Origin of the sequence: Flavobacterium sp. GSP27, from assembly GCF_003970395.1 — a bacterium.
Classification (GTDB): Bacteria; Bacteroidota; Bacteroidia; order Flavobacteriales; family Flavobacteriaceae; genus Flavobacterium.
Genome location: NZ_RYDP01000009.1, coordinates 99,544 through 115,407, shown reverse-complemented (window position 1 = coordinate 115,407; position 15,864 = coordinate 99,544). Strand labels below are relative to the sequence as shown.

At 36.2% G+C, this 15,864-nt stretch carries 11 protein-coding genes and 2 tRNA genes; 7 read left to right on the top strand and 6 right to left on the bottom strand.

Annotation, left to right across the window (positions count from 1 at the left end):
* Window positions 1-47 precede the first annotated feature (47 nt).
* A complete protein-coding gene (locus EKM05_RS09670) occupies window positions 48-242 on the top strand; it encodes a hypothetical protein (protein ID WP_126554865.1) in 195 nt (64 codons plus the stop codon).
* A gap of 179 nt (window positions 243-421) precedes the next feature.
* Here the strand turns inward: EKM05_RS09670 and EKM05_RS09665 are convergent, their stop codons facing one another.
* From EKM05_RS09665 to mutS, 4 genes are all read right to left on the bottom strand, one after another.
* Window positions 422-769: a DUF1508 domain-containing protein gene (locus tag EKM05_RS09665; protein ID WP_126554863.1), complete on the bottom strand. Its 348-nt coding sequence runs from the start codon at window positions 767-769 to the stop codon at window positions 422-424.
* 130 nt (window positions 770-899) lie between these two features.
* A tRNA-Leu gene (locus tag EKM05_RS09660) sits at window positions 900-985 on the bottom strand.
* 14 nt (window positions 986-999) lie between these two features.
* A tRNA-Gly gene (locus tag EKM05_RS09655) sits at window positions 1,000-1,072 on the bottom strand.
* A 148-nt stretch (window positions 1,073-1,220) separates the two neighbouring features.
* A complete protein-coding gene (gene mutS / locus EKM05_RS09650) occupies window positions 1,221-3,857 on the bottom strand; it encodes a DNA mismatch repair protein MutS (protein ID WP_199745210.1) in 2,637 nt (878 codons plus the stop codon).
* Window positions 3,858-4,015: 158 nt separating this feature from the next.
* Between mutS and EKM05_RS09645 the strand changes: the two genes are divergently transcribed.
* The 3 genes from EKM05_RS09645 to EKM05_RS09635 all read left to right on the top strand — a co-directional run bounded on the left by EKM05_RS09645 (window position 4,016) and on the right by EKM05_RS09635 (window position 7,175).
* Window positions 4,016-4,459, top strand: a complete 444-nt coding sequence (locus EKM05_RS09645; RefSeq protein WP_126554861.1) for a DUF1573 domain-containing protein — start codon at window positions 4,016-4,018, stop codon at window positions 4,457-4,459.
* A gap of 68 nt (window positions 4,460-4,527) precedes the next feature.
* Window positions 4,528-5,064: an RNA methyltransferase gene (locus tag EKM05_RS09640; RefSeq protein ID WP_126451746.1), complete on the top strand. Its 537-nt coding sequence runs from the start codon at window positions 4,528-4,530 to the stop codon at window positions 5,062-5,064.
* 20 nt (window positions 5,065-5,084) lie between these two features.
* Window positions 5,085-7,175, top strand: a complete 2,091-nt coding sequence (locus EKM05_RS09635) for a T9SS type B sorting domain-containing protein (protein WP_126554859.1) — start codon at window positions 5,085-5,087, stop codon at window positions 7,173-7,175.
* A 37-nt stretch (window positions 7,176-7,212) separates the two neighbouring features.
* Here EKM05_RS09635 and folK read toward each other — a convergent pair whose 3' ends face one another.
* Window positions 7,213-8,349 carry a 2-amino-4-hydroxy-6-hydroxymethyldihydropteridine diphosphokinase gene (gene folK / locus EKM05_RS09630; protein WP_126554857.1) on the bottom strand — a complete coding sequence of 379 codons (1,137 nt, stop codon included), beginning with the start codon at window positions 8,347-8,349 and terminating at the stop codon, window positions 7,213-7,215.
* 136 nt (window positions 8,350-8,485) lie between these two features.
* Between folK and sppA the strand changes: the two genes are divergently transcribed.
* Together sppA and EKM05_RS09620 are read left to right on the top strand one after the other, a co-directional pair.
* Window positions 8,486-10,246: a signal peptide peptidase SppA gene (gene sppA / locus EKM05_RS09625; protein WP_126554855.1), complete on the top strand. Its 1,761-nt coding sequence runs from the start codon at window positions 8,486-8,488 to the stop codon at window positions 10,244-10,246.
* Between the two features lie 186 nt (window positions 10,247-10,432).
* Window positions 10,433-13,045 carry an AsmA-like C-terminal region-containing protein gene (locus EKM05_RS09620; RefSeq protein WP_126554853.1) on the top strand — a complete coding sequence of 871 codons (2,613 nt, stop codon included), beginning with the start codon at window positions 10,433-10,435 and terminating at the stop codon, window positions 13,043-13,045.
* Between the two features lie 234 nt (window positions 13,046-13,279).
* Here EKM05_RS09620 and EKM05_RS09615 read toward each other — a convergent pair whose 3' ends face one another.
* Window positions 13,280-14,074, bottom strand: coding sequence for a DUF2797 domain-containing protein (locus EKM05_RS09615; RefSeq protein WP_126451741.1), 795 nt, complete (start codon window positions 14,072-14,074; stop codon window positions 13,280-13,282).
* Between the two features lie 95 nt (window positions 14,075-14,169).
* Between EKM05_RS09615 and EKM05_RS09610 the strand changes: the two genes are divergently transcribed.
* Window positions 14,170-15,693 carry a GH3 auxin-responsive promoter family protein gene (locus EKM05_RS09610; protein ID WP_126554851.1) on the top strand — a complete coding sequence of 508 codons (1,524 nt, stop codon included), beginning with the start codon at window positions 14,170-14,172 and terminating at the stop codon, window positions 15,691-15,693.
* Window positions 15,694-15,864: the final 171 nt, after the last annotated feature.

Below are 15,864 nucleotides of genomic sequence, written 5' to 3'. Positions count from 1 at the left end.
TATATCTTTGCCACGAATTAATAATTAACCTTTTATATTAAATTAAGATGAAAAAAGTATTTTTAAGTTTAGCTGCTGTTGCTGTTTTGACTGTTGTATCATGTAAAAAAGCTGACGCTCCTGCTGAAGAGGCTGCTGTTGTTGTTGATTCTGCTGCTATGGTAGTTGATTCTGCTGCTGTTGTTGTTGACTCTGCTGCTGTTGTTGTTGATTCTGCTGCAACTGCTACTGAAGTTAAGTAATTTTTAAAATTACACTGAAAAATAAGCTGCGCATTGCGCGGCTTTTTTTTGTTTTATTTTAAAAATATTTTAAATTAATTTAGGCTTTATTCCAAGATTCAATTATTGATCTGTAGGATAACAAAAAGAGAGTCCTAACAAATTAGTCAAGACCTTCTTTATAACATCATTTAAAAGGTTTAATCAACAAACACAAAATCATTTCCAGAGAAATCTAATACCTCTGAATTTGCCCCATATCGAACAATTTCATCAATTCCTTTTTGCAAACGCAACGATGTGGTATATTTTCTACTTGTTGCAAAATGATTACCACTTACTATCAATTTGAAATAGAACTTCCCACCGGAAGACTTAAATTTTAAAAAGTCAGCAGTTTCAATTGCTGCTTTAAATTTTTCAATATCTTCTTCACACTCAAATTTCAGTTCATAACTCAAACTTGTAAAAACTATTTTCCCCTTTCTGGAAGTAAAAACAAATTTATATTCGTCATTATATCGTTTACTTATTACGAAAGCTCCCATAGTTTATTAAAATAACAAAAATTCAAATTATGAATCACGAAAAAGCAAGGAGTTGACATTGGTTCCAACAGATTTAGTTTTATTAAAAACCATAAAACAAAAAAAAACCGCTTCAGTTGAAGCGGTTTAGTACTCAGAGCGGGACTTGAACCCGCACGAACATTGCTGTTCACTGGATTTTAAGTCCAGCGTGTCTACCAATTTCACCATCCGAGCATTATGTGGTGTCGAGCGAAAAACGGGGCTCGAACCCGCGACCTCGACCTTGGCAAGGTCGCGCTCTACCAACTGAGCTATTTTCGCATTTTCAATTCTTAGAAAGAACCGCGATACTTGTTCTGTATTGCGGATGCAAATTTAAGACATTTATTGAATTACACAAGCCTTTTTTATGAAAAATTCACAGATTAAAGTTAACGTTCTGATAACCTAAACTTTAAAACAAATAAAATCATTTTCTAGTCAGCATTCTTTTAATTTCATTGAGTTTCATCAGCGCTTCCATAGGCGTAATGGTATTGATATCGAGATTTAGGATCTCTTCTTTAATTTCTTCCAATAAAGGATCATCCAGATTAAAGAAACTCATTTGCATTTGCTCCGCCTGTTCGCCTTTCAGGCTCGAGCCATCTTTTGCAGCTTTAATCCCGTTCAGTGCATCGCTGGAATGATTCTTTTCTAACTTCTTTAAAAGCTTCTGTGCTTTCAAAATAACGATTTGAGGCATTCCGGCCATTTTTGCCACATGTATTCCAAAACTATGAGCACTTCCTCCTTTTACTAATTTTCGAATAAAAAGCACGGTATCTTTCAATTCTTTGACAGCAACATTATAATTCTGAATTCTTGGCAGTGATTCACTCATTTCATTCAACTCGTGATAATGCGTTGCAAATAATGTTTTGGGTTTTGAAGGATGTTCGTGTAAGAACTCCGCAATTGCCCAGGCGATTGAAATACCGTCATACGTACTCGTTCCTCTCCCAATTTCGTCCAAAAGGACTAAACTCCTATCCGAAATGTTATTCAAAATGGAAGCTGTTTCATTCATTTCGACCATAAAAGTAGATTCTCCCATCGAAATATTATCACTTGCTCCTACTCTAGTGAATATCTTATCGACAATTCCCATTCTCACGCTGTCTGCAGGGACAAAACTCCCCATTTGACACAAGAGTACAATCAAAGCGGTTTGACGTAAAATGGCTGACTTTCCAGACATATTTGGACCCGTAATCATAATCAGTTGCTGCGTTTCTCTATCCAAGAAAACATCATTAGCAATATAAGGCATGCCAAGTGGTAATTGTTTTTCGATAACAGGATGCCTTCCGTTTTTGATTTCCAGTTCGAATGTTTCGTCCAGTTCCGGACAAACATATTTATTTTCGATAGCCAATTGCGTAAAAGAACATAAACAATCCAGTTGCGCTACTAAATTAGCATTCATTTGAACGGGTTTTATATACGTGGCAATCCAACTCACCAATTGTTCAAATAATTCTACTTCTATCTTATGGATTTTCTCTTCGGCACCGAGTATTTTGGTTTCGTACTCTTTTAATTCTTCCGTAATGTAGCGCTCCGCGTTAACTAAAGTTTGTTTCCGAATCCATTCCGCAGGAACTTTATCCTTATGCAGGTTTCGTACTTCAATATAATAACCAAAAACGTTGTTAAAAGATATTTTCAACGAGGAAATTCCTGTCAACTGTGATTCGCGTTTTTCGATTCCGTCCAAAAATTCCTTTCCGGAAGTTGATATTGCCCGCAAATCATCTAACTCTGCATTGACCCCTTTGGCAATCGCATTCCCTTTGGCAATAGCCACAGGAGCATCTTGATTGAGAATCGTTTTTATCTTTTCACGCAACAATTCACAGTTGTGCAAACTATCACCAATTACTTTTACAGCTTCCTGCGGGCTTTCCAGCGCCAAGGTTTTTATTGGAATAATCGCATCTAATGATTCTTTTAGATACACAACCTCGCGAGGCGAGACTTTTCCGGCGGCAATTTTCGAAATCAAACGTTCCAAATCAGAAATTTGCTTGATTTGATTTTGGATGTTTTTCAGGACGTCCTGATTGTCTTTTAGATACGAAACTACTTCATGTCTACTTTTTATTTTAGCACTGTCTTTCAATGGCAATGCCAACCAACGTTTCAACAAACGTCCCCCCATTGGTGAAAGCGTTTTATCAATAACATCTAGCAATGTCACCGCATTGGGATTGTAACTATGGTATAATTCCAGATTGCGAATCGTAAAACGATCCATCCAGACATAAGCATCTTCGGCAATGCGTTGAATCGAGGTGATATGCTGCACCCGATTGTGCTGCGTCTCGGATAAATAATATAAAATCGCTCCTGAAGCAATAATTCCTTCTTTCAGGTCTTCGATTCCAAATCCTTTCAAAGACACCGTTTGAAAATGCTTGGTTAAGGTCTCGAATGCATAGTCTTCTTTGTAAATCCAATCCTCCAGATAAAAACTATGATAGTCATCTCCGAAAATCTCCCGAAAATCATTTTTATTATTTTTTGGAATCAGAACCTCACTGGGATTAAAATTCTGTAAGAGTTTGTCAATATATTCCGCATTGCCTTGTGCCGTCAAAAATTCACCGGTAGACACATCCAGAAATGAAATCCCTATCGATTTATTGGCAAAAAAAACAGCTGCTAAAAAATTATTCGTTTTAGACTGTAAAACCTCATCATTCATGGAAACACCGGGAGTTACAAGTTCAGTCACGCCACGTTTCACGATGGTTTTAGTCAGTTTTGGATCTTCGAGCTGATCACATATCGCTACACGAAGTCCTGCTTTTACTAATTTTGGCAAATAGGTATTCAAGGAATGGTGCGGAAAACCGGCAAGAGCCGTCTCGGTTTCAGAGCCCGCTCCACGCTTGGTCAATACAATTCCTAATATTTTAGAGGCACGAACAGCATCCTCCCCAAATGTCTCATAAAAATCCCCAACACGAAACAACAAGCACGCATCCGGATACTTCCTTTTGATCTCGTTGTACTGTTTCATTAACGGAGTTTCTTTAACTTCTTTATCTTTAGATGCCAATTGTATTTGTGTTTAAAAATGAAAAAATATCAGCGAATTTATAGATTTTAAAGCAAATAAATAACCTCCTTAAAAAATTAACCTTTTTTTTAAGAAATATTTAAGGCCTAATTTATTTATTTTTTTTAGATTTGTGACTCTATTAAATTGAAACACACATGAAAAAAATAATTACCTTCGCTTTACTAGTGGTTTTAGGAGTAACGACTTCTAATGCACAAGAAACATCAAAAAAGATAAAAGCGACTAGCGCCACACTTGCCAAAGTAAATGGAGCAGGAATGGTTTTTGTAACTGAAACCATTGATTATGGTACTATAGCACACAACGCTGAGGGCCGCCGTGAATTTGTATTCACTAACAACGGTAACAAACCCTTAATCATAACTAATGCTCAAGGTTCTTGTGGTTGCACCGTGCCAACGTATCCAAAAGAGCCAATCGCCCCGGGTGCAAAAGGAGTTATTGGAGTAAAATATGATACTTCAAGAGCAGGTCAGGCATTTACAAAAACCGTTACGTTGACAACAAATGCTACTGTTCCTAATAAAACATTGACGATAAAAGGAAACGTTTTAGCAGCACAACCTGCAAAAAGCTAAAATTTTAACGAATACATAAAAAAGCTTCCATTCATTTCGGAAGCTTTTTTTTTGAATACTTTACACACATGAGAAAACTCGAAAATAGTGAACTGGATCGAAAATCCGTTGAGGGTTTTAAACAATCTGAAAAAACACCCCTTATTTTGGTATTAGATGACATTCGAAGCCTGCATAATATTGGCTCTGTTTTTAGAACTGCCGATGCCTTTTTAGTCGAGAAAATATTTTTATGTGGCATCACCGCCACACCGCCACACAAGGAAATCCATAAAACAGCCCTTGGTGCTACTGAAACAGTAACTTGGCAACATCAGGATAATGTTCTTGAAGTTATCGAAAAATTAAAAACAGAAGGCGTTATCACGCTAGCTATAGAACAAGTACAAAGTGCCGTTTTTCTTCAAAATTTTAAAGTTAAAAAAGGAGTGAAATATGCTTTGGTTTTTGGGAACGAAGTCTACGGAGTTTCACAGGAAGCGGTTGCATTATGCGATGGCTCCATCGAAATCCCACAACTAGGCACCAAACATTCTTTGAATATTTCCGTAAGTGCCGGCATTGTGGTTTGGGATTTATTTCAAAAAATGAATTGGCCAAAATAGAAAATTAGTACTTTTATAGAATGAAAACAACTGTTTTTTTTAAAATAATTCTAGCACTTTCACTTTTCATAACAAAGACAGCTTATGCAATTGATCCCCCTGTAATTAAAGCAACAGGAAATCAAATTTATTGTCCAGGAACCTCATTAAATATTGTAAAAACAATAAATATTAGTTTTGACCCCGATGAACCAACTACTGATGCTGTTACAATTCAAATTTCTTCTGGGTATACTGCTGGAGATTTATTAACGCTAACAGGTTCTCACCCATCTGTTTCATACAATTGGATTGTATCAGAAGGAATGCTGAAATTGTCAAGCACAACTGGAGGCAAAATTCCTTATGCTGATTTTGAAGCTGCAATCAAAGATATTAAATTCTACAATAACAATACTTCTCCATCAGGAAATAGGACTTTTTCAATCAGCTTAGGAACAGGACAACTTAGTTACTTGCCCAGCAATGGTCATTATTATGAATATGTTGCTTCTTCTGGCATTAATTGGACAAGAGCCCGAAATGAAGCCGCAGTCAAAAGATATTATGGCCTACAAGGTTATTTAGCCACTTTAACAGTCGCTGATGAAGCACAATTAGCCGGAGCTCAAGCACCAGGAACAGGATGGATTGGCGGAAGTGATGCCGAAACTGAAGGAACATGGAAATGGGTTACTGGACCAGAAGCAGGAACTACTTTCTGGATGGGAAAAAATAACGGAACAACAACAGCTCCTTTTTATTATGCCAATTGGAACTCACCTAACGAACCAAATGACTCCAGAAATAATGAAGATTACGCTCACATAACTTCTTCGGCAGTAGGAAACCCAGGGACTTGGAACGATCTTCCGGAACAAGGAGATCCACCAGGGAACTACTACCCTAATGGTTACATAGTTGAATACGGCGGAATGCCTGACGACCCAATTCTTCAAATTTCAGCCAGTACCACAATAACCACCTCTCAAATCTCAGGCACCACTCCTGCCTGGAGATGTGGTTCAGGAACCGTTACATTACAAGCAATCGCAACTGCAGGAACCGTTAATTGGTACGATACGGCAAGTAATGGGAACTTATTACACACGGGTAATGCATACACAACTCCTTTTTTAGACACAACAACAACCTATTACGTTGCTGCTGAATGCCCTACAAACAGAACGGCAGTTACTGCTACCATAAACACAATTCCTACTATAACATCGACCAATACCCCCGTGACAAGATGCGGTGCAGGCCCAACCACATTAAAAGCTACTACAAACACACCCGATAGTACCGTAAATTGGTATTTAGCCCAAACCGGAGGAAGCCTTGTGACTACCGGAATGCAGTTTACAACTACCGTTTCAGAAAACACAACCTATTACGCAGAAGCCATAAATAACGGATGTTCGAACGGTAGACGGATTGCTGTTGAAATCATGATTTACGATCCTCCAATAGTTATGGACGAAGAATTAATACTTTGTGAATCCGGCAGTTTAACCCTTGACGCACAAATTCCTGACCTCAAGTATTTATGGTCAACCGGCGAAACTACGAAGACAATTGTGGTCACTACTCCAGGCGTCTATAGTGTAGACATAACAAATAATGCCAACTGTAGCAGTACCAAAAAAATTACTGTTATAGCGCATGATGCTCCAGACATCGATAGAATTGACGTCAATGAAACCACGGTTGTAATTTATTTGAAAAATCCAAAAGATTATTTTGAATATTCCGTTGATGGAATTGATTATCAAAGTTCAAATGTGTTTTTTAATGTAGCGAGCGGTTTGCAAACTGCTTATGTTAGAGAAGTAAATTCATGCGGAACTGACCGTAAAGCTTTTATAGTATTAATTACTCCAAAATTTTTTACACCAAACAATGATTCCCACAATGATGTATGGGAAATAAAAGGATTGGTCAATTATCCTGAAGCAGAAGTAACCATCTTTGATCGGTATGGAAAGTTGATCACCAAATTAAATTCAACGAAACCCTCTTGGGACGGGACTTTTAATAAAAATCTTTTACCCGCTGACGATTATTGGTATGTATTAAAAATTGACGCAAACAGTCCTGAAAAAAGAGGTCATTTTTCTTTAAAGAGATAATCCGTCTAGTCCTGCTGATTTCGCGAAATAGTGGGCACTACTGCTTGATTTTTTGTTGAATTTGATCTAAAATAAACAAATAATCTGCTTGATTTTTTACGAAATCCCGATCAGAAACATCAATAATCAGCACATTCAAATCGGTTTGGGATTTAATGTAATCCAGATAACCACTGTTGATTTTATCCAAATATTCAGCCGGGATTTTTTGTTCGTAGCTTCTGCCGCGTTTCTTAATATTTTGTAACAGCCTTTCGGAATTTTGATACAAATAAATATACAAGTCCGGTTTTGGCATTTCTCTGTAAATGATATCAAAAAGATTGCGATACAGGCGGTATTCGTCCTCGGCCAATGTTATTTTGGCAAAAATCAACGATTTAAAGATATGATAATCGGCAACCAGAAAGTCTTTAAACAAATCAAATTGTGCTAAGTCATCTGATAATTGCTGGTATCTATCTGCAAGAAATGACATTTCAAGTGGAAACGCATACCGGTTTTGATCTTTGTAAAATTTAGGTAAGAAAGGATTATCTGCAAAACGTTCCAATACTGTTTTTGCATTAAAATCCTCAGAAATTTTAGTAGCCAAAGTTGTTTTTCCTGCTCCGATATTCCCTTCAAAAGCAACATAATTAAATTGCTCCAACGGAACATTCTGCAAAGGATTCACTAAATTCTGAACGACTGTACAAACACTTTCATCTGGAGACAAAGCCAATAATTCCGAAATATTTTTTTGAAGAATGGGATGCTTCCAATCTAAATTTAAGTCCTGCACGGGTAACAACACAAAATTCCTATTCTGCATTAAGGGATGTGGAATTTGGAGTTTTTCAGTAGTAATAACTTCCGAGTCGAAAGCAATCATATCTACATCAATTGTTCGTGATTGATACCCCTGCGCCTTTGTTCGCAAACGTCCCAATCGTTTTTCCATTTTTAAAATCTGTGTTAGCACTTTATGAGCCGAATTAAAAGTATGCAAAACCAATGCACAATTATAAAAAGCATCACTTTCAAAACCCCAAGCAGGAGTTTCATATAATTTAGAAACTTTGATTACCGTCCCTATTTCCTGATGTATTACTTGTAAACAATGTTCGATATTTTCCAATCGATTCCCCTGATTACTTCCTATCGATAAAATGACCTGATGCTGTGATTTCATAATTAGATGCAAATTAACTAAAGAATTTTAGAATTAGCAATATATTTGTATCCGGTGTTGCTAATCAAACTTGGGATTTTCCCCCACGGCTTGTAACATTTCAATGTTTTGTACGACTTATAAAAAAAATATAATTATGAAATTTTTAGGAAATGTATTAGCGACTATTATAGGTATTTTTGTTTTCTTCATGTTATTCTTTTTTGGAATAATCCTTGTTGGAGCCATTTTTGGCGGTGAATCTGAAGGCGTTACGATAAAAGACAATTCTGTTATTGAACTGAATTTAGAAGACATACAGAATGATTATGCCGGGAAATACAAAGATCCGTGGATGACTATTTTTTCAGAAAACAAAAAAGTAGGTTTATCTGATATTATCAATGCCGTTGAAGCGGCTGAAACGGATGATGATATCAAAGGAATTTCTATATTGAACAATGTTTCATCGCTAGGAATGGCTCAAAGTAAGGCCTTGAGAGATGCTTTGGAACACTTTAAAAAATCAGGAAAATTCGTCATGGCTTACGCCAACTCCTATTCGCAAAAAGAATATTACTTAAATTCTGTGGCCAGTCCCATTTATATAAATCCTGTGGGAGATATGGATTTCAAAGGACTTTCTGCTGAACTTATGTTTTTTAAAGACTTTCAGGAAAAATCAGGGCTAAAAATGGAAGTAATCCGCCATGGAAAATACAAAAGTGCTGTGGAGCCGTTTTTAGAAAATAAAATGAGTGATGCCAATAGAGAACAAACGACAGCTTTACTGAATTCTGTTTGGAACTCCATCACCACTGACATTGCTAAAAGCAGAAACATCTCTGTGGCTAAATTAAATGAAATTGCCAACGGACTTCTTGCAAGAACTCCGGAAATGGCAAAAAACCAAAAATTAGTAGATATCATTGCTTATGAAGATGTGTACCATAATGCCATACGAAAAGTGCTTAATGTAACTACAGATAAGGAATACAACAAAGTATCTGTAATTGATTATGCACAGAAAATTGCTACCACTTCCCAAAGTTCTGACAGCACGGATGAAATTGCCATTATTTATGCCCAAGGAGAAATTATGGGCGGAGAAGGAGATGTCAATGTGATTGGTGAAGGTTCAATGCGTCGCTCGTTACAAGAAGCTCGAAAAAACAAAAATGTAAAGGCAATTGTACTTCGCATTGACAGTCCGGGCGGAAGTGCTTTGACCTCAGATTTGATCTGGAGAGAGATTGAACTGACTAAAAAAGTAAAACCCGTAGTCGTTTCTATGGGTAATTATGCGGCTTCAGGCGGGTATTATATTGCGTGTAATGCCAACACTATATTTGCTGAAGCAAACACAATCACTGGTTCCATTGGTGTTTTTGGAATATTGCCAAACTTTACGCCATTAGCCACTAAAATAGGAATATATACGGAACAGGTTAAAACACATGAAAATTCCGCCAATTACAGTCCTTTTGTTCCCATTGATGAAAACTTCAAAGCAGTTACGCTGGAAGGTGTGGAACACATTTACAAAACTTTTGTAACCCATGTGGCTGAAGGACGCAAGATGACATTTGCACAAGTAGATGCTATTGCGCAAGGTAGAGTTTGGACAGGTTCAGAAGCCTTGAAAATTGGACTCGTAGATAAAATTGGAGGATTAGACGATGCTATTGCGAAAGCGGCTTCCTTGGGGAAAACAAAAAATTACAGCACTCAAAATTATCCAGAATACGAGAAAAACTTTGATGATCTTTTAGCAAATCTTCCTTTTGCAAAATCGAAAGCAGATTTTATAAAAGAAGAAATAGGGGAAGAAAATTATCGTATTATGCAGGAAATTAAAAAAATACAAATGCAAAAAGGCGTTCAAGCCTTAATGCCGTTTGAAATTAACATGCATTAAAGAAAAAGATAAAGCTGCTATTAAATCCGTTTTTGCATTTGCTTAAACGGATTTTTTCATACAATATAGTTAAAGTATTGTTTATAAAAACACCATAAAAGTTACACTGTCCTAAAAATACTATTTTTGTAAAGGAATACAAGGCACCATTTTTGCCAAAGATATAAATCTAAAGACATTCAAATCATGCTAAAGAAAGTTTTAAAAATCATCGGAATACTCGTTATCCTGCTCGTCTTGACTTTATTTGCAGCTCCTTTTCTGTTTAAAGACCAAATAAAAGCCAAAATTTCTCAAGTCATCAATGAAAAAGTAGATGCCAAAGTCACCTTTGCGGAAGCGGACTTAAGCTTATTCAAAAATTTTCCTAATGCAAATGTAACACTGGAAAAACTAGTCATCATAAACAAAGCTCCTTTTGAAGGCGATACATTGCTATCACTGGGCGAATTGAATTTAAAAATGTCTATTAAGGAACTTTTTAAAGACAAAAATGAAGCGATAGTTATTGACGGAATCACTTCGAAAAACGGATTAATAAATATCATTTTCAATAAAGACGGACTAGGGAATTATGACATTGCATTGAAAGAGAAAAAAACGGCAGCCGATGGAACAAGCAGTCCGTTATCCTTAAAAATCCAAGAGTATAAAATCGAAAATTTCAAGTTTCGTTATTTTGACGAAAGTTCAAAAATAAAAATGATTGTCGACAGTTTGAACCACGAAGGAACTGGAGATTTTGCAGCCCAAAAATTAGATTTGGTAACCAAATCTACTGCAAAAATATCGCTGGATATGGAACAAGTCAATTACATGAAAAATGTTGCTTTGACTCTGGACGCCGTTTTGGGAATCGATTTAGAAAAAAGTAAATACACCTTCAAAGAAAATAAAGCGTTAATCAACCAATTGCCGCTGGAATTTGATGGATTTATTCAAATGGTCGAAACCGGTCAGCAGTATGATTTGAAATTTAAAACACCTACTTCCTCCTTCAAAAATTTCTTGGGAATAATTCCTGCAGCCTATGCCTCACGCTTAGACAACGTAAAAACAACCGGTGATTTTACTGTGGCAGGTTTTGCAAAAGGTTTGTATTCTGACACAACAGTGCCAAAATTTAATATAGAAATCGCTTCCCATAATGCTTCCTTTAAATACCCTGACTTACCAAAAACGGTTCAAAACATCATTATTGACACAAAAATCACCAATGAAACCGGAATTTTAAATGACACGTATGTCAATATTGACCAACTTTCTTTCAAGATAGATCAAGATGTTTTTAATGCCAAAGCCAACATCAAAAACATTACTCAAAACGCACTAGTTGATGCCATGTTAAAAGGAACTATCAATTTGTCCAATCTTTCTAAAGCGTATCCTATAAAACTCGATAAGCCATTATCCGGGATTTTAAAGGCTGATGTGACTACAAAATTTGATATGCAATCAGTAGAGAAAAGTCAATATGAAAACATTAAAAATGCGGGAACCATGAGTGTATCGGGTTTTAATTATGCGGATGAAAACGGCAAAACCATGAACATCAGCAATGCCTTGATCCAATTTAATCCTAGTCAAGTCAATTTGAAAGAACTGAATGCGACTACCGGAAAAAGCGACATTAGTGTAACGGGGGTATTAGAAAACTTTTACGGATTTATATTTAGAAATCAAGAATTGAAAGGAAACTTTTATATGAATTCTAAACAATTGGCCATTGACGATTTTATGACAACTGGTAAAACGACTAAAACTAAAACTAAAAAGGCAGATGCCATGAAGATTCCTGCTTTCTTAAATTGTACGCTTACCGCAAAAGCGACTACGGTGCTATATGATAATCTGACTCTGAAAGATGTTTCGGGAAAACTGATTGTGAAAGATGAAAAAGTGACTTTAGAAAATGTAAAAACATCTATTTTTGGGGGAACTATTGCGGTGAATGGAGCTGTTTCCACAAAAGGAAAAACACCGGTTTTTAATATGGATTTAAAATTAAATCAAGTCGATATTGCGCAATCCTTCAACCAACTGGATCTGTTGAAAAAAATTGCTCCAATTTCCGGAATCATCAACGGGAAATTAAATTCAAGCATCAAATTGAACGGGAATCTTGATGCAACAGCACTGACTCCTGACTTGAAAACCCTTACTGGAGATTTACTAGGACAACTGCTTTCCACGACTGTAAACTCAACTAATTCGACTTTGCTGACCGCTTTAGGTGCTAACTTGAAATTCATTGACGTCAGTAAAATCAATTTAAATGATTTGAAAGCGGCAGTTACGTTCAAAGATGGAAAAGTAAATGTAAAACCTTTTGATATCAAGTACAAAGACATCAAGGCAACCATTGGAGGAACGCACGGTTTTGACCAAAGCATGAATTATAATTTAAAATTTGATGTTCCCGCTAAATATTTAGGTTCAGAGGCCAATGCTTTAATAGCAAAATTATCTGCTGCAGATGCGGCAAAATTAGAAAGCTTTCCGATAAATGCTGTATTGGTGGGTAATTTTACAAATCCAAAAATCACAACGGACATCAACAGTGCGGTAGCTAAATTGACCACTCAACTCGTAAACCAACAAAAAGACAGACTGGTAAAACAAGGAACGTCTGCTTTGACGGATTACATCAATAAAAACAAAAAGCCAGGAGACACGACAAAAACGGCCACTCCTAAAATTCCGGTAACTAAGGAAGAAGTAAAATCTAAGGTCGCAGCATTATTAAACGGATTTTTTAATAAGAAAAGTAAAGCAGTAGATACGACAAAAGTAAACTAAAGTAACTTTACAAAATATAATAAAGAGGATTTTAGGTGATGAAATTCCTCTTTTCTTGGCTAGCAATATTGGGTTTGTGATTTGTCTCCATGATGTTTTCGTGTAGCTGTACGTGCGTAAAGGATGGTAGCGGCATCCTTTTATGAAGCGCAGCGGAGTAAAAGATACAGCGGACAGCCTGACCTTTTTTTAAAATTTTTATTTTAAAAAAGGATACGCCCAAAATTATATTACTTAAACCGCAATTGTAACCATATACCCTTCGGAACCACGGACATTAAAAACGGTTCCGTCTTCAAAAAGTAAATATTGCCCTTTTATTCCGGTAAGCTTCCCCTGAAACTGTGGTGTTTTATCTAAGCTCAAACTGTTTACCTTATTTGGATACTGCAAAACGGGGAAGTGCATCTCATACAAATCGTTTTTTTGCGAATAAAAATATTCCTGAACTTCGGTTGGAATAAGATTCTCAACCTTCAATCGTTCTGCGATTAAGTCAATTTGCTCCACATTGTTAGTCAGCATTTTTCTCCAATTGGTTTTATCGGCATAATAATTTTTCAATGCTACCTCCGTAATTCCTGCTAAGTATCTATTAGGGACTTCTACAATAGAAATGGCTTGGGTTGCGCCCTGATCAATCCATCGGGTTGGCACTTGCGACTTGCGGGTAACACCTACTTTGACTTCGCTGGACAAAGCCAGATACACAATATGCGGTTGCAATTGTACTTTTTCTTCATACGCTAAATCCCGATCCTGAATTCCAAGATGGGCAGTGCTTAATTCCGGTTTCATAATCCAATCGCCAACAGCTGCACTGGAATAGAAACAATCATAACAAAATCCCTGACGGAATATTTTTTTCTTCTTGCCACAATTCAAACATTGATATCCCACAAAATTGATTTCCAGTTCTTTATTCAGCAACTGATTCACGTTTAAAAAACTATTCTCAAAAACCAAGTAATATTGAATTGGATTTCCAAATTCAGTTTGCATTTTTGTAAGTACACCTTCGTATGTCATTGTGATTAAAGTTTCCCGTTTAACACATCTAGTTAAACAAATTTTGTTATTTTTGGTAAAGTTATAACTCATAATTCATAATTCATAATTTAAAAATGCCACTAACCATAATCAATTCGTTTGCCTCTTGGGTTCTCAAACAAAGAATCCATCAGATCGAACTTTTCTTGAAATATCCAAACGAGGTTCAGGAAGAATTGCTCATGAATTTAATTCAGTCATCTAAAAATACTGTTTTAGGCAAACAATATGATTATGCTTCGATTCATTCCTATGCCACTTTTGCCGATAGAATTCCGATCTCTACTTACGAAGAATTACAACCATTGATTGAAAGAACCCGTAAATGTGAGCAGAATGTTTTTTGGGAAACACCGATAAAATGGTTTGCCAAATCCAGTGGAACCACAAATGCCAAAAGCAAATTCATACCCGTAAGCAACGAGGCCCTGGAAGGATGTCATTATAAAGGCACTAAGGATTTGTTGTGCTTGTATTTGAATAATAATGAAGATTCAGAACTGTTTCTTGGAAAAAGCCTGCGTCTTGGCGGAAGCTCTCAAATCTATGAAGACAACAATACGTTCTTTGGAGATTTATCTGCGATATTAATCGAAAACATGCCTATTTGGGCTGAATATAGCAGTACCCCGAGCAACAAAATTTCCTTGATGAGCGAATGGGAAACTAAAATTGCTGCCATTATAAACGAAACAAAAAACGAAAATGTAACCAGTTTTGCCGGAGTTCCTTCCTGGATGCTGGTTTTAATGAATAAAATGCTCGAAGAAACCGGAAAAGGAAATCTATTTGAAATTTGGCCAAATTTGGAAGTTTACTTTCACGGTGGTGTAAATTTTGAACCATACCGGGAACAATACCAAAAAATACTGCCGAAAAAAGAGTTTAAATATTACGAAATATACAATGCTTCCGAAGGTTTTTTTGCCATTCAGGATTTAAATAATTCCAGTGATTTATTATTGATGTTGGATTACGGAATTTTCTATGAATTCATCCCAATGGATACTTTTGGGACTCCGGATCAAAAAGTTATTCGATTAGCAGATGTGGAATTGTTCAAAAATTATGCTTTGGTCATTACCACCAATTCTGGTTTGTGGCGCTATTTGATTGGTGATACTGTTCGTTTCACCTCATTGAATCCATACCGAATTCGGGTAACGGGAAGAACCAAGCATCACATTAATGTTTTTGGCGAAGAATTGATGGTTGAAAACACAGATCAGGCTATTGCCAAAGCGTGCAAACTAACCCAGACGGAAGTGGTTGATTACACCGTTGCGCCTATATTTATGGAAGGCAAAGAAAAAGGTGCTCACGAATGGATGATTGAATTTAAAAACCCTCCTGCTGATGTATCACAATTCCAGAAAGCACTAGATGAATCTATACAATCCTTAAATTCAGATTACGAAGCCAAACGCTATAACAATATGACTTTGAATCCGCTTGTGATCAATGTAGCACGAAAAAATTTATTTTACGACTGGCTAAAAGATCGTGACAAACTAGGTGGACAACACAAAATTCCAAGACTTTCTAACCAAAGAGATTATTTAGAACAACTGAAAAGCATGCAGTTTCAAACTGTGTGAAAGTATTTATATAAAAACATCTTACGAATAAAACAATAGTCGTGACTTTAAGTCATTGTTCAATTTACCAAATTCATTATTACATTGAAATATTTTGTAAATAACTAAAAAAAATAACAATAATGCACACAAAAACGTGAGCATTATTTAAAATTATTGAGCAAATACTAA

Coding starts and splice junctions, on each gene's coding strand:
- EKM05_RS09665 (WP_126554863.1), bottom strand. CDS start 769: ATGGGAGCTTTCGTAATAAGTAAACGATATAATGACGAATATAAATTT.
- folK (WP_126554857.1), bottom strand. CDS start 8,349: ATGAAATCACAGCATCAGGTCATTTTATCGATAGGAAGTAATCAGGGG.
- EKM05_RS09645 (WP_126554861.1), top strand. CDS start 4,016: ATGAAAAAAATAATTACCTTCGCTTTACTAGTGGTTTTAGGAGTAACG.
- EKM05_RS09635 (WP_126554859.1), top strand. CDS start 5,085: ATGAAAACAACTGTTTTTTTTAAAATAATTCTAGCACTTTCACTTTTC.
- sppA (WP_126554855.1), top strand. CDS start 8,486: ATGAAATTTTTAGGAAATGTATTAGCGACTATTATAGGTATTTTTGTT.
- EKM05_RS09620 (WP_126554853.1), top strand. CDS start 10,433: ATGCTAAAGAAAGTTTTAAAAATCATCGGAATACTCGTTATCCTGCTC.
- EKM05_RS09640 (WP_126451746.1), top strand. CDS start 4,528: ATGAGAAAACTCGAAAATAGTGAACTGGATCGAAAATCCGTTGAGGGT.
- EKM05_RS09610 (WP_126554851.1), top strand. CDS start 14,170: ATGCCACTAACCATAATCAATTCGTTTGCCTCTTGGGTTCTCAAACAA.
- EKM05_RS09615 (WP_126451741.1), bottom strand. CDS start 14,074: ATGACATACGAAGGTGTACTTACAAAAATGCAAACTGAATTTGGAAAT.
- EKM05_RS09670 (WP_126554865.1), top strand. CDS start 48: ATGAAAAAAGTATTTTTAAGTTTAGCTGCTGTTGCTGTTTTGACTGTT.